Raw genomic sequence first — 20,487 nt, 5'->3', positions numbered from 1 at the left:
TTATCTGACATGATGGTTTCTATGGCATCTCAACGTAAAGCTATCGCTGGAGTGGGCGGCGTGCTCGTGCTGCTCGCCAGCGCTTTCTTCGGTTTGGACCTCGGTCCCGAACAATCAAAGGAACCAAAGCCGACCACGCAGGCAACCGCCAAGCCATCCAGCCAGGCGCCTAAGCCAAGCGCCCAGAAGAAGGCAAAGGACGGCCAGTGCCCGGTCGATACTTTGCCTGAGCAGGTCCACCCCGTCATCGACAGTATCCTCGCAGGTAAGAAGCCTAAGTATCCAGAGAATGACGGCGTGCGTTTCGGCAACTACGAGGGCCACCTGCCTAAGCAAGACAGCAATTATTACCGCGAGTACACCGTGGACACCCCTGGCCTCAACCACCGTGGCGAGCGCCGCATCATCACTGGTGGTGGCACCAAGCAAGACCCTGACGTTTGGTACTACACCGACAATCACTACGAATCCTTCTGCGAGATCCCTGATGCCGAATAAGACTTTGCTTATCGACGCCCGCCACCACTCCACCCTCCCGGAAGTGTTCAGCGCGCTGTCCGGTACCTACCAGCCCACCCCACGCAACCTCGATGGCTTTGCAGATTTCCTTCGCGAAACCCGCGTGAAAGCAATCGTGTTCAGGGGCTGTCGCCTCTCCATCAGTGACTACACCCTCCTGGCTAATGTGTGCCGAGACGAGGGTGTTTCGGTCACTACGGCTGACTCCTAACCGAAGAAGCCCGAGACTTCTGCGGAACTGCGGGCAACCCGTTCAAGTCGCGTTTCGGTCATCGACGCAATCTGGTCAATGATCACCCGTTGGCGAGCAGCATCCGAATCGGCAGCGTTGAACCAGGATTGGAACATCGGATCAAGCGTTCCCGGCGCGCCCATCGCCAGATAGTCATAGACGCGGTGGATGCGTTCGCGCTGGCGATCCTGGCGCGCCAAGTGCCCGGGGTCGTCCATCACGTAGAGCACAGCAATCGTCTTGAGCAGTTTGACCTCGTTGGCGGCGTTTTCGGGTACGACGAGGTCGCCGTGCTGGCGCCCGATCAGCTCATTGGCCTCCCGAGTAGCTGCGACGGTGATTCCGACATAGCGGCCGACCAGTTCAGACGTCATTGCCTTGAGGGCGACCATGGAGCTAAGCGTCCCATCGTATTCCGAGGCCCTGGAAATCACGGGGAGCTGGCGGAGTCGGTCGGCGGCGTAGACAAGCGCCTCTGCGCTGCCGCCGAAGGCGCGCGCTCCTTTGTCAGCGAGGGCGGCGAGTTCGACGAGGTCCCACAACACTGCAAGATCGATGCGGCCTGCGACGATACCGTCTTCGACGTCGTGGACGGAATAAGCGATGTCATCGGACCAGTCCATCACCTGCGCTTCGATGGGTTTGCGCAGGTCAGTGTGGCCTTCACGCAGCCAGGCTAGCAATTCGGCATCGTCGTCATAGGCGCCGTATTTGCGACTGTTTTCGGCGCGGGTCCACGGGTATTTGCAGGCCGCGTCAAGGGAGGCGCGGGTCAGGTTGAGCCCCAAGCTTTCCGAACCACGCATCACCTTTGGCTCCAGCCGGCTCAGGATACGAAGCGTCTGAGCGTTGCCTTCAAATCCGCCACAAAGGTCAGCGATCTCATTGAGGGCCACTTCCCCGTTGTGCCCATAAGGTGGATGCCCGATGTCGTGTGACAGCGCGGCGAGTTCGCACAAGTCAGGGTCAAGGCCCAGCCCGCTGCCGATCCCACGGGAAATTTGGGCAACTTCCAACGAGTGAGTCAGCCTGGTGCGAGGAGTGTCGCCGTCCCGAGGCCCAACCACTTGGGTTTTGTCTGCCAGTCTGCGCAGCGCAGCTGAATGGAGCACGCGGGCTCGATCTCGCGAAAACGCCCCACGATGTTCCGGTTCGGAGCCAGGCATCGAGCTCCCCTTTTCGGGCTCGAAAAATCGCCTCTCTGTGTCGGCTACACCGTATTCAAACTGCTTCATCACGACATCGATTCTGCCGGTTTTCCTGCGCAATTCGTGCGCACCTCGCCGAAAGGCGGGTAACCTTGTCCAATATGAACGGCCTCCAGAAATTTAGCGTCATCACGCTCGCCACTGCGGGACTTGGACTTAGCTTCGCAGGTCCTGCTTTTGCCATGGAGCATATTGTGGCGCAAGCACCGGTCCAGTACACCAAGACGGTCACTGATACCGCCGACGTCCTGACTCCAGCACAGGAAGCTGAACTGGAAGCCAAGATCAAGCAGCTGCAGAAGGACACCCAGAAAAAGGTGTACGTCGTTTTTGCCAAGGACTTCGCTGGGATGACTGGCGATCAATGGGCCACCGCTGCAATGCAGAAGAATCAGGGTGGCAACGTAATCGTCTTCGGTGTTTCCCCATCCACCAATGACTACGGCATTTCTTACGGAAACCAATTCTCGTCTTCCGATCAGCAACGCATCGACAAGGCTGCCTACGACAAGCTCGTCGACCGCGACTTTAACGGCGCAGCCCTCGCGCTTGTCGACGCCGTCGACGGCAAAGGCTCCTCCAGTGCCCCTGCTATGGACTCCTCTGATCTTGGCTGGCTCGGTGGTGGCGCAGCCGCTGTAGGTGGCCTTGGCATTGGCGCGTACGCGTGGAGCAAGCGAAACCGCAAGCGGACGAATGAGGCGATGGTGACCGATGCTCGCAACATTGATCCGAAGAACATCGGCGCCCTCAATTCCCTGCCAACGGAGGTTCTGGAGCAGCGCGCCCACGAGGAACTGGTGTCCACTGACGAATCGATTCGCCGGGGCCGGGAAGAACTCGACATCGCTATCGCCGAGTTTGGTGCAGAACGAGCTCGCCCATTTACCAAGGCGATGAACAACTCCACTGCAACCTTGCAGCGGGCCTTCGGCCTGCAGCAGCGCCTCAATGATTCCATTCCAGAATCTGAGGAAGATCGTCGCGCCATGCTGGTCGACATCATCTCCAGCTGTGGCCAAGCCGATGACGCGTTAGACAAGGAAGCGGCAGATTTTGCCAACATGCGCAATCTGCTGATCAATGCAGACACCAAGGTGGAAGAGCTCACTCGGGCAACCATCGACGTGCGTACTCGCCTGCCGCGATCTGCGGAACAGCTCACTGCACTGCAGAGCCGCTACGACTCCTCTGTGATCGCACGGCTCGGTGACAACGTCGAGTTGGCAACCGCGGCCTTGGAAGAGGCAGAAAAGTCGCTGGAATCTGCCCGCGCTGTCGTGCACTTGCCAGCTGGTGAACAGGGCCGACTGATCGAAGATATTCGTCGCGCCGAAACTGCCGTGCAGAAGGCCGATCACCTGCTTTCCGGTATCGAGCACGCCGAGGAAAACATTGCGGTGGCCCGCGACCGCTTCCCTGCCCTGGTTGCTGAAGTAGAAGGCGAAATCGCGGAGGCACAGCACCTCGAGCAGCAAGGCATGGCAACCGGCACCAAGGCGGATTGGGAGGCCCTGCATGCCGTCATCGCTGAGGCCCGCGAGGTGTTGGGAACGTCCCAGGCTTCATTCGAGGCTGATCCACTCGGCGCATACGACGCGCTGGTTACCGCAGATTCACACGTCGATGAGCAGCTGGACAAGGTTCGAGCATCCGCTGCGGATCAGGCCCGTACCCTGCAAGTCTTTGACAACACTGCGCGTTCCGCAGCTAGCGCCATTCAGGGAGCTGAGGACCTGATTGCTACCCGTGGACGCATCGTTGGCTCCACCGCTCGCACGCAGCTTGCCGACGCCAAGAACCTTCATGCCCAAGCCCTCAACATCCGGGTTGCTGATACTCGCCAAGCGATTGATTTCGCACGCAAGGCACTCACTGCTGCCCAGCGCGCAGCGGCATCAGCTCAGGAAGACATCGACGATTACCGGCGTCGCCACTCCGGTAGCAACTCAAACATGGGCGGCCTGGTCACCGGCATGATTCTGGGTGAAATGCTCAGCGGAGGCGGCGGATTCGGTGGCGGATTCGGAGGCGGCTACAGCGGTGGCGGTGGCGGAGGGTTCGGCGGTGGCGGCGTCACCGGCGGCAAATTCTAGCCGCTACACCCGGGGCCTGCGTACTGGGGAATCCACAAGAACGCAGGCCCAGCTCAGAAAGACTGCGTGAAGGTCAGGGAGCTTGTTAGCAAGTTCGGTGCCCACCATTTCAACTTTTCCGCTGACCATGGGGCGAACGTAGGCCAGGTCTCCGATAGCGTCGCGAATGACGCGCTCTTTGCGCCAGATCGAGGTGCGTTCGAGGATATAGCCTGATGGGCCACATTGGGCCACCAGCGTATTCACCGTGAAACTGCGCTGGCTCACGGTGAACACTTCACCATTAGTCGTGGTGGCACGAGCCCGAAATCGAAACGGGCCGGGGGTGGACTCGATGAGGAGACGATCCCCATCGAGGTCGATAACGTCGGATCGAACCGTCGCCACCAAGTGACCGGCAGAGTCATGCAACTCGTTGCCGGTCCATGTCCAGCGCGGAAACTGATCCGACATGGCACCCCTTATCTAGAGGAAGAAAACAAACAGGATGAACGGTGCCAGGATAAGCAGAACCAGCGTCAAAATCCACGTGGAATTAACTAGTCGCTGCTCAAGGGCAATGCGCGCCAGCCACGCGAGGAAAACTCGCTGCTTGACGTCCAGTTTTACATCCGGTTCGTAATCAACTTCAACATGGCGAACGCCGTTGGCCGCGCCGGTGAACTGGCCCAGCTTCACATCGTTTTCATCAATGATCCAGTCGGTCTTTTGCTCATTGATGAAGTCGATCGAGCGGTCGCCCACCTGGGCCACAAACTGCTTCGCCTTCTTGAAGCCCTTGTCGGCCGTGGCCGACCAGGTCACTTCGCCATTCGTTGCCGATGCGACGGTATCCTCCAGGGTGAATTCCCAGCTTTCGCCGTCGATAAGCGCAGTGGCTTTGCTGTCGCCATCAAGGACGAACTCGGTGACCTGCTCCCCGTTTTCGGACAGGGAAATGCGACCGTTTTGGCGTTTACCCCACTGCATCATTAGCAGCCAACCAGACGTGCCGCGAGGTAGGCCTGGAGCTCAGCCACAGGGACGCGCTCCTGGCTCATGGTGTCGCGCTCGCGGACGGTGACGGCATTGTCTTCGAGGGTGTCGAAGTCAACGGTGACACAGAACGGCGTGCCGATCTCGTCCTGACGGCGGTAACGGCGACCAATTGCACCAGAGGTGTCGTAGTCGATGTTCCACAGCTGACGCAGCTCCTTAGCGATCTCCTGCGCAGGAGCAGCCAGCTCATCCTTCTTGGACAGCGGCAGGACGGCAACCTTGACAGGTGCCAGACGACGATCCAGCTTCAGCACGGTGCGCTTATCGACGCCACCCTTTGCGTTAGGTGCCTCATCCTCGGTGTACGCATCGATGAGGAAGGCCATCAGGGAACGGGTCAGTCCGAAGGAAGGCTCGATGACGTATGGGTGGTACTTTTCGCCAGTGACCTGGTCGAAGTACTTCATGTCGTCAACAGAATGCTCAGTGTGCTGGGACAGGTCGTAATCCGTACGGTTAGCCACACCCATGAGCTCGCCCCACTCGTTGCCACCGAATCCGAAGCGGTACTCGAAGTCGATGGTGCGGTCGGAGTAGTGTGCGCGATCTTCCGCAGGCACGTCGAACTGACGCAGGTTCTCAGGCTTGATGCCGAGGTCAATGAACCAGTTCCAGCAGGCGTCTACCCATTCGTCGAACTTAGCATCCACCTCAGATGGGTGCACGAAGTACTCGATCTCCATCTGTTCGAACTCGCGGGTACGGAAAATGAAGTTGCCTGGGGTGATCTCGTTACGGAAAGCCTTACCCATCTGGCCGATGCCGAATGGTGGCTTCATGCGGGCAGTGGTTGCCACGTTCTTGAAGTTAATGAAGATGCCCTGTGCGGTCTCTGGACGCAGGTAGGCCAGGCCTTCCTTGTCATCCACGGCGCCGAGGTAGGTCTTCATCAGGCCCGAGAACATCTTTGGCTCGGTCCAGTTGCCTGGCTGTCCAGTCTCTGGGTCATTGATGTCCGCAAGACCGTTTGCAGGTGGGTGGCCGTGCTTTGCTTCGTATGCCTCGATGAGGTGATCAGCACGGTAGCGCTTGTGCGTGTGGAGGGATTCAACGAGAGGATCGGTGAAGGTTTCCACGTGTCCGGAAGCCTCCCAGACCTGGCGAGGAAGGATGATCGAGGAATCCAGACCCACAACATCGTCGCGCCCCTGCACAAAGGTACGCCACCACTGGCGCTTGATATTTTCTTTCAGCTCTACTCCGAGCGGACCGTAATCCCAGGCAGAACGGGTACCACCATAGATCTCACCACATGGGTAGACCAATCCACGGCGCTTCGCCAGGCTAACTACGGAATCAATTACTGAGGCCACGACACTCCTTGAGTGATCACTGTTCGCAGATCATCCGCCAAACCCTCGGTGTGCCACATTCCGGAGTGAACTGGCAAAACCCGAGCCGCTTAGGGCTGCAAAACAAAATAAGGTTGGACTCGACTGGCTGCCGAGCTTTACTTGTGCCCTCAAGTGTAACGAAGTGTGCCCAATGTCCCTTAACTACCCCTTGACCAGCGATTCAGGGGTGGGCTTAACTGGATACATAAGGTATTTCTAGCGTGTTTCACTAGCCAGGGTTTAGGAAGTGAATCGTCAAGTGAAAACAACGGAAGGGCCACTCCCCTCGGACCGGGATTTTGCCGGCGCTGAGAAGATTATTCGCGCACTGGATTCACAGATGCGTATGAAGATTCTCTACCTCCTTCGTCCCGCACCCAAGTGCGTTCATGAGCTGGTCAAGATCCTAGGGTCCAGCCAGCCCCTAATCAGCCAACACCTGAAGGTGCTACGTAACGCCGGGCTTGTCGAAAGCGAACGGAGAGGCCGCGAGATGTTTTACTCCCTATCCTCCATCGACGCTATCCCTATTTTGGAAGCTACTTTTGCGCGAGTCCCCCATACCGCGAGCAAAATTTTGTAGACATGGTAACTTAATTTTCAACAATACTTAGAAGATTATGAAAGGCCCCCGGTAGCGATGGCTTCACGCTCTGATTCCTCAATCCCAAAGCTGGGACAACGTAGCACTCGCCAGCGTGCAGCTGTGATCGAGGTACTGCGAGACATCGATACTTTCTCCTCTGCCAAGGACATCCACCAGGCACTCATCGAGCGAGAAGCCCGCGTAGGACTCACCACCGTCTACCGCACCCTCCAGTCTCTCGCTGAAATCAATGCGGTTGATGTTTTGCACATGGCCGGTGGCGAGTCACTGTACCGCCACTGCGAATCCGATGATCATCACCACCACCTGGTGTGCCAGAAGTGTGGCACCACCGTCGAAATCCCTGGCGCTGAAGTGGAAACGTGGGCTGAAAAGGTAGCGAAGGAAAACGGCTTCAAGCTCATGGGCCATACCGCTGAGGTCTTTGGTCTGTGTTCCAAGTGCGCCTAGCAGACACTCAAGAGGGGTAAGACGATCGTTCGTCTTGCCCCTTTTTTTTACGCCACAGAAACGCCGAACGCCCAGCCAAGGCCATAGGTGATTGCTGCGGCACCCAGACCAATGGCAACCTGGCGAAGTGCACGGAGCAGTGGCGATGCACCAGAGAGCACACCAACAACGCCACCGGTCATCATCAAGGCCAGCCCCACCAGTACGCACGCTATCGTCGCAGCTACCGCAGTGGAAAGGCCGAAGAGGAATGGAATGATCGGAATCAAGGCTCCAGAAGCGAAGAACAAGAACGACGACACAGCGGCCGCCATTCCGCTACCCACCACCTCGGACTTGTCTCCGCCCGCTTCCAATGCGCTGTTGCTCGAAGGATGATGAATGGAGCGAATCACGAGCTGGGCTTTGTGCTCAGCCTCATCAATCGACATTCCCCTAGCCCGGTAGACCAGGGCCAATTCATTCGCGTCAACGTCCAAAGCGGGGATCGCTGTGGCCGCATCGGGATTGGGCTTTGAGGCGTCGAGAAGCTCGCGTTGCGACGACACAGACACGTATTCGCCAGCGCCCATCGACAACGCGCCGGCAAGCAATCCGGACATGCCGGTGAGCAGTACGAAGTGGTTGGAGACACCGGACCCGACGATGCCCAGCACGAGGGCCAGATTGGACACGAGGCCGTCGTTCATACCGAACACAGCAGCTCGGAAGTTGCCGGACATTTGTTCGCGGCCGCGCTCGGCAAGCCCGCGGACGACTTCCGCGTGAATGCGTTCGTCCGCAGACATTTGGTCGGTTGCGTCCTCGTCGCGTTCATACGGGCTGCGCGATTCCGCAGCCTGCATCAGAGCCAGCGCGAACACTGAGCCGAAATGGGTGGCCAGGAAGCCGTGAATGTGTGTGGACAGATCCGGCCGGATCTTCCGCATCGCATCCTCACCCAGGAGCTTTTCCCAGTGAGCTTGGTGGCGGGATTCCGCGTCTGCAAGGGAGAGCAGGATTTCACGTTCTTCGCCTTCCTTGCGGTCGGCGAGCTTGCGATAGACCGCAGCCTCAGCCCGTTCGTTAGCAAGATAACGCTGCCAACGTTTGACTTGCTGCTTGGAAGGCACCGCTATTTCACTCCCCCGAAGCGACGATCGCGCTTGGCGTATTCCAGCACTGCGTCGTAGAGGTCTTGTGGGGTGAAGTCGGGGAACAGCTTGTCTTGGTAGACCATTTCCGCGTACGCCGACTGCCACAACAGGAAGTTCGACGTGCGCTTTTCACCGGAAGGGCGCAGGAAGAGGTCGACGTCGGGCATGTCTGGTTCGTCCAGGAACTGTCCGAAGTTCTTTTCTGAAATATCATCCGGGCGTAGCTCACCCGCAGCTGCGCGCCTCGCAATTTCTCGCGCGGCATCGACGATCTCAGCGCGGCCACCGTAGTTCACACACATTGCCAAGGTCATGCGCGTGTTGTTCTTGGTGAGCTCTTCGGCTGCCTCCAGCTCCTTGATCACCGAGCGCCACAGGCGTGGGCGACGACCTGCCCAGCGCACGCGCACACCCTTTTCGTTCAAGACGTCACGTTGACGGCGAAGCACGTCCCGGTTGAAGCCCATGAGGAAGCGGACCTCGTCTGCGGAACGACGCCAGTTCTCCGTGGAGAATGCGTAAGCGGAAAGGTAAGGAATATCCAATTCCAAGCAGGCGTCAATGACGTCCATGAGCACTGCTTCTCCGCGCTTGTGCCCTTCGGTGCGCTTCATTCCTCGTTGCTCGGCCCAACGGCCGTTTCCGTCCATCACTAGTGCGATGTGCTTCGGGCGAAACTCGAGTGGAATGTTTGGTGCAGTCACTCTGACTATCCTACTGGCTCCAACCTGAGTCCACGAAGTTTAGCGCTTTCACTTTGCGTTCCAGGTGCCACTGTAGGTGCGCTTTGGTGAGTTGATGGGCGGTGCTTAGCAGATCAGTGAACTCGCTGCTTGAAGAGGCTGCATCCACTGCATCCCACGCATCGTTGGCGAGCCACCACATCAAGCGAAGCCCCTCAGTCGGTGGTGTGGCGCAACCCGAGAGGTGGCAGTTTTCACACAGCGCACCGCCGGCCGCGGGGTGAAAAGCCTCGTGTGGCCCGGGCGCACCACAGTGGGCGCAGTCAAAGAGGCTTGGGGCCCAGCCTGCGATCTCCATGGCTTTCAGTAGAAAAGCGTCCAGTACCGCGGTTGGATACGGGCTGTGCTGCATTCGGCGCAACGCCGCCACCGTGAGATCAAACAGCTCGCCCTCGTACAGGCTGAGGTTTTCGGCAGCTTCCATGACAGCGCTGGCCGCGGTGTAATGCTCATAGCTTTCGATGATGCCCGCACCAAAAAATTCCACCGTGTCCGCGGCGGTGATGGTGTCGAGGTTTCTGCCTGGGTAGAGGTGCACGTCGAGAAGCACAAACGGCTGCACGCGCGAGCCGAAGCGCGACTTGGACCGCCGCACGCCCTTTGCGACGGCCCTGACCACCCCACGCGAAGTCAGCAGCACCACCACTCGGTCGGCTTCACTGAAGTCATAGGTGCGCACCACGAGGGCGCGGGCACGGTAGGACTGCATTTAGAAGCCGAGGCGCCCCAGGGCCTTCGGATCGGACTGCCAATCTTTCAGCACCTTGATGCGCAGGTCGAGAAATACGTTTTGTCCCAGCAGCTTGATGATTTCTTGGCGGGAGTTGTGGATGATGCGTCCGAATCGACGATTGTCCTTACCCATGAGGATCGTCTTCTGACCTGGTCGTTCCACGTAAATCACGGCGTGGACATCAAGGACGCCTTCGCGCTCCTCGCTCGGCAGGATTTCATCGATTTCCACCGCCACAGAGTGCGGTAGTTCATCCTTGAGGCCAGAGAGCGCAGCTTCGCGGATGAGCTCGGACATGCGTTTTTCGGTGTCGTCGTCAGTGATGTGATCGTCTGGGTAGAACTTCGGTCCCTCGGGAAGCTGGGAAGAAATAACGTCGACGAGCACGTCAAGCTGTTCTTCCTTTTTCGCAGATACTGGAACGACTTCGGCGCCTTCCAGCAGTTCGTGGAGCGCCATGAGCTGGGCGCCGACCTCATCGCGGGAGACCTTGTCGATCTTGGTCACCACGCCCATGAGCTTGGTCTTCGGCGCAGAGTTCTTCACCGCGTCGAGGATCCAGCGATCGCCAGGTCCGATCTTTTCGTCAGCCGGAATGACGAGGCAGATGAGGTCTACGTCAGTGTAGGTCTCCTTGACCATCTCATTAAGGCGCTCACCCAGCAGCGTGCGCGGGCGGTGCAAACCTGGTGTGTCAACCACGATGATCTGCGCGTTTGGCCGATGCACCAAGCCACGAATCGGGTGGCGGGTGGTCTCTGGTTGATTGGCGGTGATGGCGATCTTCTCGCCCACCAATGCATTGGTCAGTGTGGATTTACCGGTGTTTGGCCGGCCCACAAAACTGACGAAGCCGGAACGGAAGCCATCTTCGGTAAAACCAAGTTCTGTCATGCCTCGAGTGTATCAACCACTTCGACAATCGCCGATGTCACACGCATTCGCCCGCGACGATCCCGGCTGCCCTCAGTGGTGAATTTCAGTCCTTCGACCTCGACTTGCGCACCTGGAAGTGGCACCCGGCCGAGCTCGTAAGCAATCAGGCCGCCAACGGTATCAACCTGCTCGGCGTATTCCTCAAAGTCCAGGTCAAGGTCTAACTCCTCGTCCATCAGCTGCGCGAGATCATCCAGCGACAGCCTGGAGACAACCCGGAATTCGCGCTCCCCTAGCTTCTCAACTGGGGCGATTTCTGTGTGGTCGTACTCATCCGCAATCTCACCCACGATCTCCTCCAGGATGTCCTCAATGGAAATCAGGCCAGCAATGCCACCGTATTCGTCCACCAGCATCGCGATGTGGTTGCGGTGCAACTGCATGTCATGCAACAAGCTATCGAGAGGCTTGGAATCGGGCACAAAGGTAGCGCCACGCATAATCTCATCTACCCGAACCGACTTGCCGCCATCCGGCAGGTGGTACGTCTTCTGTACCAGGTCCTTCAGATAGATGATGCCGACGATGTCATCGACATTTTCGCCAATCACCGGAATGCGGGAATGCCCAGATCGCACGCACAAAGCCGTCGCCTGACCTGCTGTCTTATCGCGTTCAATCCAGATCATCTCCGGGCGCGGCACCATGACTGAGCGCGCAGAGGTACCCGCGAGATCGAACACATTTTGAATCATGCGTCGCTCTTCGACCTCCACGATTCCGTGCTCCTGCGCAATGTCGACCATCTCGCGCAGTTCAATTTCGGTCGCGTATGGGCCGTCACGAAAGCCCGACCCCGGGGCGAGGCGATTGCCCAGCCAAATCAGCAGTTTCGGAATCGGCCCCAAAACGTAAGACATCGAATTGAGGATCAGCGCCGAATTCAGCGACACCGTGTACGGGTTCTGCCGGCCAGCGGTACGCGAGAACACACCGATTACCGCGAAGGTGACGAGCGTCAGCGCCACCACGGCCACGGTGATCGCGAGTGGGCGGGAATCGATAATCTCGATGCACAGCGAGACCGTGAATACGGCGGCGACGGCATCGAGAAGCGTGCGGAGCAGCACCAACAAGTTGATGTGTTCGGCGCGCTTGGACACCACCTTCAGCAGCGCTTCGGCGCCGGGGCGTTCGTCCTTCACCAGCTCCTCGACGCGGGCGCGCGAGATGCTGGCGACTGCCGATTCCACCGTGGTGAGGGCGCCCGAAATAACGAGCGCCGACACTAACAGAGCAGCGCTCTGAATCACCCTAATTGCTCCCTATCTGCAGCGCTGGGGAACGCCCCAGAGCCGCTCGGCTTTGGCTGGTATTTAACGCCGCGCTTTTCGACGTCTTCGTACCAGTCCGCCAGAAGTTCATTTTGCAGCGCGAACATTTCTTGCTCTTCAGCTGGGGTGACGTGATCGTAGCCCAGCAGGTGCAAGCAGCCATGCACGGTGAGCAGGCAGAGTTCGTGTCCGAGGTCGTGGCCAGCCTTCGCCGCTTGCTTTTCGGCGAACTCTGGGCACAGCACGATGTCGCCGAGCATGGCTGGACCGAGGGCTGCCGCGTCTGGACGTCCGCCACCTGGGGTGAGCTCGTCCATTGGGAAGCTCATGACATCAGTTGGGCCTTCGAGGTCCAGCCAGCGCACGTGCAGGTCTGCGATGGTGTCCAGGTCGACGATGTGCAGGCTCATCTCCGCAGCGGAGTGGATGTCCATGCGGGTGAGGGCGTAGGAGGCAACGTCGATGAGCATTTCCTCATTGACGCCGTCGTAGCCGGATTCGTTGAAAACCTCGATGCTCACAGTTGCTCCTCGTACTTGTCGTATGCGTCCACAATACGTCCCACCAGCGCATGGCGGACGACGTCTTCACTGGTCAGTTCCGCGAAATGGACGTCTTCCACATTACGCAGAATGTCGCGCACCACGCGCAGACCGGACTTTTGACCACCCGGCAGGTCTACCTGCGTGATATCGCCGGTGACTACCATCTTCGAACCGAATCCAAGACGGGTCAGGAACATCTTCATTTGCGCTGGCGTGGTGTTCTGGGCTTCATCAAGAATGACGAAGGAATCGCTCAGCGTGCGGCCACGCATGTAGGCCAGCGGGGCGACCTCCACGATGCCCGATTCCATGAGCTTCGGAATGATCTCCGGATCGACCATGTCGCGAAGTGCGTCGTGCAGCGGACGCAGGTACGGGTCGATCTTCTCGTTCAGCGTGCCTGGCAGGAAGCCGAGCTTCTCGCCTGCTTCCACGGCCGGGCGGGTCAAAATAATGCGGCTAACCTGGCGGGAGTGCAGCGCTTGGACGGCCTTGGCCATCGCCAAGTACGTCTTACCGGAACCTGCGGGTCCCAGGCCAAAAACGATGGTGTTTTGGTCGATGGCGTCAACGTAGTCTTTCTGGCCCAGCGTCTTAGGACGAATGACTTTGCCCTTGCGCGCAATGATGTCGGCAGCGAGCACCTCGCGCACCGATTTCGGAGCTTCTTGGGTGACGATCTTCACCGCGTTCTTCACTGTATCCGTGCTGATCACATGACCACGGCGGGCGATAGCCTGCAGCTCGTCCAGCACCTTCTTCATCCGAGCAACTTCGTAATCAGGCCCAGTGAGAGTCACTTCGGTCCCGCGCACGAAAATGTCCGCTGGAATGAGGTTTTCCAACACTCGCAGGTTGTCATCAGCTATGCCCAGCACTGTGCTCGCATGGGTTTCATCCAACACGTAATTCTGGGTGATGATGTCCTCGCGCTTGTAAATCGCCAAGTTATGCCTTTTCTTTGCTGTCAGCTATTGGGTCACACTTTACCAACGCGCAAGCGCCCCATGCGCTGCTAGTGCCACAAGCCCAGCACTCGCCGTGCGTAGCACTTCCGGGCCTAGCAATGCAGTTACAGCACCGGCCTCACCAAATGCCGCGACCTCATCGGGCGCGAGGCCGCCTTCCGGGCCGACCACGAATAGTACTTCCTGCTCCCCAAAATCCAGGGAGGTAAAGGCAACCGCGGCTTCTTCGTGCAGCATGACGGCGAGCCCGCCTCGCCCGGTATGCTCCGCAATCAACTCGATGACCTGCTGCGTCGTCGCAAGCTCCGTCACTTCCGGAATGTACATCCTTCGGGACTGCTTCGATGCGGAAACCGCCATCGACCGCCACTTAGCCACTGCCTTTTCCGCCTTCGCTCCCCACTTCGCAATCGAGCGCGAGGCCTGCCACGGCACAATCACATCGACGCCACCTTGCGTCATCAAATCGACCGCCAACTCCGAGCGCTCCGATTTTGGCAACGCCTGCACGATGGTCACCGCAGGTCGTGCAGGGAAGGACACGCGCTTATCGACGCTAAAGGTCACCGCGCTCTTTGAGGTCGCGGTCGCGGTCACTTCGATGCCGGAGCCGTGGCCGTCGATAAGCAGCATGCGCTCACCGACCTCGATCCGCTTGACGGTGGCGGCATGCTTACCTTCGGCCCCGTCCAGGACACCGGTTGTTTCAGGCAGCTCGGGGCGACCGCCGGCGAGGACGGTGTCGAGGTCGTAGACGAAGGTAGGCAGGCTCATCGGCGGAAGCGGTTCTTCAGTCGGCCGAAGACGGAATCGTCCGCCTCTTCGCTGTGGATCTCTGCGGAATCGCCACGGTGGTTGCGCAGCTTCTCCAGCACCTCGCGGGTGTGGTTATCCAGGGAGGTTGGGATCTGAACATCCACGTGAGCGATGAGGTCGCCGTGGGCGGACTCGGCTCGCAGCACTGGCATGCCCGCACCGGACAGGTGCAGCTGCTGTCCTGGCTGGGAACCAGCAGGGACGGTGATGGTGATCGGGGATCCATCCAGGGAATCGAGGGTTAGCTCGGTGCCCAGTGCTGCATCGAGCATCGGGACCTTGGCGGTGACGTGGAGGTTGTCGCCCTCGCGGATAAACGTTGGGTGCGGTGCCACGGAGATCTCAACATACAGGTCGCCAGCAGGTCCGCCGCCAGGGCCGACCTCACCGCGGCCAGCCATGCGGATGCGCATGCCATCGGCGATACCAGCTGGGATATTGACCGTGAGATCCTTGCGTGCCTTCACGCGACCGTCGCCGGAGCACTTCTCGCATGGATCCTGGATGATTTCACCGGTGCCCTGGCACACGTGGCACGGGCGAGTGGTCATGACGTTGCCGAGGAAGCTGCGCTGCACTTCCTGAATCGAGCCCTGGCCGTGGCAGTGGCCACAGGTAACTGGCTTGGCGCCGGATTTGCTGCCGGATCCGCTGCAGGCGTCACAGACAATAGCGGTGTCGACGGTGATGTCCTTCTTCATACCCTTGTAGGCATCTTCCAAGGTGATGCGGGTACGCAGCAGGGCATCAGCACCTGGTTGCACGCGGGAACGCGGTCCGCGCTGGCCGCCACCACCGAAGAAAGCTTCGAAGATGTCGCCGAAGCCACCGGCTGGGCCACCGCCGAAGCCACCCGCGGACTGTTCCATCGGGTCGCCACCCATGTCCACGATGCGACGCTTTTCTGGGTCGGTCAGAACCTCATTGGCGAGGGAAATTTCGCGGAACTTCTCGGCTGCTTCCTCGGTGTCGTTGACATCCGGGTGGTACTTGCGGGCCAGACGACGGTACGCCTTCTTGATTTCCGAGTCGGTCGCCCCCTTGTCGACTCCAAGAATGCCGTAATAGTCGCGCGCCATTCACAAAACCTTTCTCTAACTCTTAAGCACTCTGCTGACATATTGTGCAACGGCTGACACCTTCGAAATAGTTCCGGTGTAGTCCATATACGTCGGCCCAACCACCCCGAGCGCACCAAACGTTGCGTCCTCGTCACCGTATCCAGTGGACACAATCGAAGCAGAATGCAGTCCCTGCTCCTGGTGTTCAGCGCCGATGCTGACGTTGACTTCGCCTTCTTGCACATGCGATAGCAGTTTCAAAACTACTACTTGCTCTTCCAACGCTTCCAATACGGAGGTACTAAGCGGCGAAATTCGAGAAAGGTTTGAGGTGCCTGCCAAGATGAGGCGGTCCGATGGCGCCTCCACCAAAGTCTCAATGAGCACGGTCGCGCAGCGCAGCATCTCATCACGCAGCTCACTTGGCGTGTGTTCGACCAGATCGGCAAGCGCCACGCTGGCGTCTTCCATCGTCTTGTCCGCGAGCGCGTTGTTCAGCAGCGCGCGCAGCGTAGAAACGTCCTCGATCGGACGCATGAGTTCCACGTTGCGCTGCTCTACACGCCCCAAGTCGGTGATCATCACCAGCAACAATCTGGTTGGGGTGAGCGCCACCACCTCGCAATGCTTGACCCGAGAGGTCCGAAGCGACGGCAGCTGAATCACGGCGGCCTGCCTGGTTAGCTGCGCCAACAATTGCACAGAACGACGCAGGACGTCCTCCAGGTCAACGCCACGCTCGAGGAAGTTCAAAATCGCGGTGCGTTCCGCCATGGACAGTGGCTTGATGTCGTGGATCGAATCCACGAACATGCGGTAACCCTTTTCCGTTGGAATACGCCCGGAGCTGGCATGTTGCTGCGCGATCAGCCCCTCCGCTTCCAACGCGGCCATATCATTGCGGATCGTCGCCGAGGACACCTGGAGCTGGTGTCGTTCCACCAGCGCCTTGGAACCGACCGGTTCTTGCGATGCAATGTAATCCGCAACGATGGCATTGAGAACCTTTTGCCTTCGTGCTTTCGTTGAGGAAGCCATGCCGACCAGTTTAGCCCTCCGCAGCGAGAAGGTCGGCAATGATGCCGTCGGCAAGCAGGCGCCCGGCGTCGGTGACCGCGAGCCTCTCCCCTGCCGTGAGCAGCCCCGCGCGCACGTGCTTCTCGACGACCTCCGGAGCATCCACCCAGCCCGCAGGGATTCCCTCTTTGAGGCGAAGTCCGAGCATGACGCGCTCAATGTGCTTGTCCTCTTCAGTCAGGACTTCCCGTTCCTGAATCGGCAGTTGTCCCTTTGCGAGGGGCTCGTTGTAGCGACGCGGATGCTTGACGTTGAAGAACCTGGTGCCACCGATGTGCGAATGTGCGCCTGGGCCTGCACCCCACCAATCGCCGTCACGCCAATAGCCGAGGTTGTGCTGGCACTCGCCACCCGGCTTGGCCCAGTTGGACACTTCGTACCAGTCGAAGCCTTCGAGCATGGAATCGATAATGGCGTAGCGGTCGGCAAGCACGTCCTCGTCGGGCGCCGGAAGTTCACCTTTGCGCACCTTGCGGGCCATAGCAGTGCCGTCCTCGACGATGAGCGAGTAGGCGCTGACGTGGTCCACATCGGCGCTGAGGATCGCCTCCACGGTGCGGCGCACGTCGTCATCGGTTTCGGACGGGGTGCCGTAAATCATGTCCAGGTTGACGTGCTCAAACCCTGCTGCGCGGGCTTCCTTGGCGGCTTCTACTGCGCGTCCAGGGGTGTGCTTTCGCTCCAGAATCTGCAGCACGTGAGGTGCGGCGCTTTGCATGCCTAAGGAAATGCGGGTGAAACCAGCTTCCTTGAGCTCAGCAAAGAACTCGGGGCTGGTGCTTTCCGGATTGGATTCGGTAGTGATTTCCGCGTCCGGTTTCACATCGAAGTTGTCGCGCACCGCTTTGAGCAGCCGGGTTAACCCCTCACCTCCCAGCATTGAAGGAGTGCCTCCACCAACAAAAATGGTGTCTACCTGGCGAGGCGCCTGCGCAGCAGCCAGTGCCAGCTCGACCTCAATTGCGTCTTGGTAGGCGGCAGGCCCCATACCGAGTTCGCCGGGTGTGTATGTGTTGAAATCGCAGTAACCGCAGCGAGAGGCGCAAAACGGGACGTGCAGGTAGAGCCCGAAGGTCACGAAGCCCGACCCTTGGCACGCTTGGCAGCAACCTTGGCCACGATCGCGTCGATACGCGCGCGTTCCAGCAAGAAGCGCGGCGGATTGGATCCGCGCATGGTGCGCACGTACTCAGGGTGCTGCTGAGCGACGGTTTCCTGCCATGTTTCGATCGTGGTGTTCACGATGCGCTGCGCGCGGGAGTACAGCACGGGAAGGCTGAGGGAGTCCAGGTCATCGGCAACAACGGCGGTCTGATTCAGGATCCACTCGTTGACCTTTTCCAGGCAGTCGAGAACGGCTTGGGTGCGTTCGTTCATGGCGCTGGTCATGTCGCGAATAAGCGCTGGTGCTTCCAGCGGAATCGCTGCGATGATTCCGGCAACGGTCAGGGCATCCGGAGTGTCGGCCCCTGTTGCGCGCTTTGCACGAACGCTCACGGTACCGGAACGCAATCCGGAGGTCAGCGCTTGGCGCAGGCCTGCTAGCTCAGCTACGACCCGGCGGGAGTCGCCCCGTGCTTCTTCGACGATTTCAGTGAACTCGGCGAGGCAGTCCTCCACCAGCTCAACATCCCAATCAGCGATAGCTTCCATGAGATGCTCGATGTACTCAACAACCTCGTCCCCAATGTCATAGACCTCTTGGGTCAATTCGCGATGGCGCAGGGTGGCGTCAAAAACTTGCACGTCTTTAAGCTCCTTCGCTCATCGTTGGTGTGGGGTAGTTGAGGTAACTACGCCAACCATAGACACCTTGCGGGGCAAAATCGTTATGCCCCGCCGAGAATGTCTTTAGCGGGTGTAAATGTGAGCGATTTCCTTGGCAAATCGACGCGTCACCACGTTGCGCTTTACCTTCATCGTTGGGGTGAGCTCGTCGGCTTCCTCACTGAGGTCGCGGTCAAGAATGTAGAACTTCTTGATTGCCTCGGTGTGGGAAACAGTAGCGTTGGCGTTGTTGATCGCGTCCTGGATATCTGCCCGGAGCTGTGGGTTCATGGCAAGCTCGGTGACGGTAGCCTTTTCTGGCAGGTTGTGCACGAGTTTCCAACGGCGGAACGCGTCCTCGTCCAGCGTAATGAGGGCGCCGATGAAAGGCTTGCCGTCGCCAACAACAAGCGCCTGGCTGATCATTGGGTGGGAGCGCAGCAGATCTTCCAACGGTCCTGGGGAGACGTTCTTGCCACCTGCGGTGACGATGAGATCCTTCTTACGGCCCGAGATGATCAGGTAGCCGTCCTCGGTGATTTCACCCAGGTCGCCGGTGTTGAACCAGCCGTCCTGGATTGCTGCAGCGGTTGCCTCTGGGTTGTTCCAGTAGCCGTTGCAGAGCATGGAACCCTTGAGCAGGATCTCGCCGTCTTCATTGATCTTTGCGGCCATGCCTCCCACCGGGCGACCAACCGTGCCGATGCGCTGTGGCTTGAAATCGACGGCCGCTGCGGCCGTGGTTTCCGTGAGCCCGTAGCCTTCGTAGATTGGGACGCCCAGGCCACGGTAGAAGTGCAGCAGATCATGGCTGATGGCGGAGCCACCGGAGATGCAGTACTTGACTTCATCGCCCATGGCGGCGCGAATCTTGCTGTAGACCAGGCGATCAAACATCTTGTGTTTGAGCTTCAAGGACCGGGATGGTCCATCGGCATCGAGGGACTTGGAGTACTCGATCGCAACCTTTTCCGCTTCGAGGAAAATCGCGCCGGAAATAGGACTCTTGTCGGCTGCCTTTGTGGCGGCGCCATTGCGCACCTTTTCAAAAACGCGAGGCACACCGAGGATCAAGTTCGGACGAGAGCGCTGGAATTCAACGGTCAGGGAACTGAAATCGGACCAGTGGGATTGGGTGGCACCACCGACGGCAACCGCGAGGGACACTGCGCGGGCCAGGACGTGCGCCATTGGCAGGAAGGTGAGCACGCGGGTGCCAGGGACTGCGATTCCGCCAATCGGGTGGGACAGCAATCCGCGGACTTCAGTAACCCAGTTGGTGTGGGTGAGGTAACAGCCCTTTGGGCGGCCGGTGGTGCCAGAGGTATACACCAGGGATGCCAGGTCAGAACCGACGGTTGCGTTTGCCCGTTCGAGGACTTCCTCGTCGCTGATGCCACGGCCTTCAAACTTCAGGGTGTCAATGGCAGATGCATTGATTTCCAGAATACGGCGAAGCTTCGTTGGGGAACCCTGGAGGCGAGGAGTGCCGTCTTCCTGAAGCGTGAGGTGCTCCATCAGTTCGGTGTGCTCGCGGCTCTCGGTGACGGCAAATACCGCACCGGAGTCCTCAATAATCCATTGAACCTGCGATTGCGAGGAAGAACCATAAATCGGTACGGAGGCCGCGCCGGCTGCCCAGATGGCGTAATCGAGGAGGGACCACTCGTAACGAGTTTCAGACAGCAGGACGACACGATCCCCCGCCTGTACCCCATTCGCGATGAGTCCTTTGGCTACCTCAATAACTTCGTCCCGAAACTCCTTCGCAGTGACGTTGACCCACTCGTAGTTTTGCGGGCGGGTAAACATGACGCCATGCGGACGCGCTTTCACCTGCGCGAACAGAAGCTTGAGGACCGTATCATCCGGGTCCAAAGCGTAACCGGCTGGGGTCTCGTACTCTTGCATGCTTGTCCTTTTCCTGAGGGTTCGTTCATGTTCACG

General features: G+C 59.1%; 22 protein-coding genes. 5 read left to right on the top strand and 17 right to left on the bottom strand.

The features are described from left to right. Positions 1 to 21: 21 nt before the first annotated feature. Together WG939_RS09570 and WG939_RS09565 are read left to right on the top strand one after the other, a co-directional pair. Positions 22 to 498, top strand: coding sequence for a ribonuclease domain-containing protein (locus WG939_RS09570; protein WP_445227895.1), 477 nt, complete (start codon positions 22 to 24; stop codon positions 496 to 498). Beyond that, positions 488 to 730: a hypothetical protein gene (locus WG939_RS09565; RefSeq protein ID WP_339985121.1), complete on the top strand. Its 243-nt coding sequence runs from the start codon at positions 488 to 490 to the stop codon at positions 728 to 730. The genes WG939_RS09570 and WG939_RS09565 overlap by 11 nt, the downstream gene beginning before the upstream one ends. Here WG939_RS09565 and WG939_RS09560 read toward each other — a convergent pair. After that, complete coding sequence (locus tag WG939_RS09560) at positions 727 to 1,986, bottom strand: deoxyguanosinetriphosphate triphosphohydrolase (RefSeq protein WP_339985251.1); 1,260 nt, start codon at positions 1,984 to 1,986, stop codon at positions 727 to 729. The two genes, WG939_RS09565 and WG939_RS09560, sit on opposite strands and share 4 nt — an antisense overlap. Before the next feature lie 74 nt (positions 1,987 to 2,060). Between WG939_RS09560 and WG939_RS09555 the strand changes: the two genes are divergently transcribed. Then, positions 2,061 to 4,055 carry a TPM domain-containing protein gene (locus tag WG939_RS09555; RefSeq protein WP_339985119.1) on the top strand — a complete coding sequence of 665 codons (1,995 nt, stop codon included), beginning with the start codon at positions 2,061 to 2,063 and terminating at the stop codon, positions 4,053 to 4,055. A gap of 3 nt (positions 4,056 to 4,058) precedes the next feature. Here the strand turns inward: WG939_RS09555 and WG939_RS09550 are convergent, their stop codons facing one another. From WG939_RS09550 to WG939_RS09540, 3 genes are read right to left on the bottom strand one after another with little or no spacing between them, the layout of a single operon-like run. After that, a complete protein-coding gene (locus WG939_RS09550; protein ID WP_339985117.1) occupies positions 4,059 to 4,508 on the bottom strand; it encodes a hypothetical protein in 450 nt (149 codons plus the stop codon). 12 nt (positions 4,509 to 4,520) lie between these two features. Beyond that, positions 4,521 to 5,027: a hypothetical protein gene (locus WG939_RS09545; RefSeq protein ID WP_339985115.1), complete on the bottom strand. Its 507-nt coding sequence runs from the start codon at positions 5,025 to 5,027 to the stop codon at positions 4,521 to 4,523. Continuing rightward, entirely contained in the window at positions 5,027 to 6,406 is a 1,380-nt protein-coding gene (locus WG939_RS09540; protein WP_339985113.1) for a glycine--tRNA ligase, read from the bottom strand. Before WG939_RS09540 ends, WG939_RS09545 begins: the two co-directional genes overlap by 1 nt. A 268-nt stretch (positions 6,407 to 6,674) precedes the next feature. Between WG939_RS09540 and WG939_RS09535 the strand changes: the two genes are divergently transcribed. Both WG939_RS09535 and WG939_RS09530 read left to right on the top strand, forming a co-directional pair. Further along, entirely contained in the window at positions 6,675 to 7,010 is a 336-nt protein-coding gene (locus tag WG939_RS09535) for an ArsR/SmtB family transcription factor (RefSeq protein WP_339985111.1), read from the top strand. Positions 7,011 to 7,067: 57 nt separating this feature from the next. After that, positions 7,068 to 7,484 (top strand): Fur family transcriptional regulator, encoded by a 417-nt coding sequence (locus WG939_RS09530; RefSeq protein WP_339985109.1) that lies wholly within the window; start codon positions 7,068 to 7,070, stop codon positions 7,482 to 7,484. A gap of 47 nt (positions 7,485 to 7,531) precedes the next feature. On the opposite strand, the gene WG939_RS09525 is transcribed toward WG939_RS09530, so the two are convergent. From WG939_RS09525 to WG939_RS09465, 13 genes are all read right to left on the bottom strand, one after another. Beyond that, the gene (locus WG939_RS09525) at positions 7,532 to 8,602 is read right to left on the bottom strand and encodes a VIT1/CCC1 transporter family protein (protein ID WP_339985248.1); all 1,071 of its coding nucleotides are present in this window, start codon (positions 8,600 to 8,602) and stop codon (positions 7,532 to 7,534) included. Continuing rightward, positions 8,599 to 9,333, bottom strand: coding sequence for an isoprenyl transferase (locus tag WG939_RS09520; RefSeq protein ID WP_339985246.1), 735 nt, complete (start codon positions 9,331 to 9,333; stop codon positions 8,599 to 8,601). Before WG939_RS09520 ends, WG939_RS09525 begins: the two co-directional genes overlap by 4 nt. A gap of 1 nt (position 9,334) precedes the next feature. After that, positions 9,335 to 10,072, bottom strand: coding sequence for a DNA repair protein RecO (gene recO / locus WG939_RS09515; RefSeq protein ID WP_339985107.1), 738 nt, complete (start codon positions 10,070 to 10,072; stop codon positions 9,335 to 9,337). Then, positions 10,073 to 10,990, bottom strand: coding sequence for a GTPase Era (era, locus tag WG939_RS09510; protein WP_339985105.1), 918 nt, complete (start codon positions 10,988 to 10,990; stop codon positions 10,073 to 10,075). Beyond that, entirely contained in the window at positions 10,987 to 12,291 is a 1,305-nt protein-coding gene (locus WG939_RS09505) for a hemolysin family protein (protein WP_445227899.1), read from the bottom strand. Before WG939_RS09505 ends, era begins: the two co-directional genes overlap by 4 nt. Next, entirely contained in the window at positions 12,282 to 12,827 is a 546-nt protein-coding gene (gene ybeY, locus WG939_RS09500) for an rRNA maturation RNase YbeY (RefSeq protein WP_339985103.1), read from the bottom strand. The genes WG939_RS09505 and ybeY overlap by 10 nt, the downstream gene beginning before the upstream one ends. Further along, positions 12,824 to 13,798, bottom strand: coding sequence for a PhoH family protein (locus tag WG939_RS09495; protein ID WP_339985101.1), 975 nt, complete (start codon positions 13,796 to 13,798; stop codon positions 12,824 to 12,826). The genes ybeY and WG939_RS09495 overlap by 4 nt, the downstream gene beginning before the upstream one ends. A 39-nt stretch (positions 13,799 to 13,837) precedes the next feature. Then, entirely contained in the window at positions 13,838 to 14,593 is a 756-nt protein-coding gene (locus WG939_RS09490) for a 16S rRNA (uracil(1498)-N(3))-methyltransferase (protein WP_339985099.1), read from the bottom strand. Then, on the bottom strand, positions 14,590 to 15,714 hold the full coding sequence (gene dnaJ / locus WG939_RS09485) for a molecular chaperone DnaJ (protein WP_339985097.1): 1,125 nt from the start codon (positions 15,712 to 15,714) through the stop codon (positions 14,590 to 14,592). Before dnaJ ends, WG939_RS09490 begins: the two co-directional genes overlap by 4 nt. 15 nt (positions 15,715 to 15,729) lie before the next feature. Continuing rightward, positions 15,730 to 16,734 (bottom strand): heat-inducible transcriptional repressor HrcA, encoded by a 1,005-nt coding sequence (hrcA, locus tag WG939_RS09480; protein ID WP_339985095.1) that lies wholly within the window; start codon positions 16,732 to 16,734, stop codon positions 15,730 to 15,732. Positions 16,735 to 16,744: 10 nt separating this feature from the next. Beyond that, positions 16,745 to 17,851: a radical SAM family heme chaperone HemW gene (gene hemW / locus WG939_RS09475; RefSeq protein ID WP_339985093.1), complete on the bottom strand. Its 1,107-nt coding sequence runs from the start codon at positions 17,849 to 17,851 to the stop codon at positions 16,745 to 16,747. Then, positions 17,848 to 18,519, bottom strand: coding sequence for a hypothetical protein (locus WG939_RS09470; RefSeq protein ID WP_339985091.1), 672 nt, complete (start codon positions 18,517 to 18,519; stop codon positions 17,848 to 17,850). Before WG939_RS09470 ends, hemW begins: the two co-directional genes overlap by 4 nt. Positions 18,520 to 18,624: 105 nt before the next feature. After that, entirely contained in the window at positions 18,625 to 20,451 is a 1,827-nt protein-coding gene (locus WG939_RS09465; RefSeq protein ID WP_339985088.1) for an AMP-dependent synthetase/ligase, read from the bottom strand. Positions 20,452 to 20,487: the final 36 nt, after the last annotated feature.

This window comes from Corynebacterium sp. H130, assembly GCF_037572395.1.
In the GTDB taxonomy this organism is placed as follows: Bacteria; Actinomycetota; Actinomycetes; order Mycobacteriales; family Mycobacteriaceae; genus Corynebacterium.
Note: the sequence above shows the minus strand (reverse complement) of the source record. Positions and strands in the feature narration are given on the sequence as shown.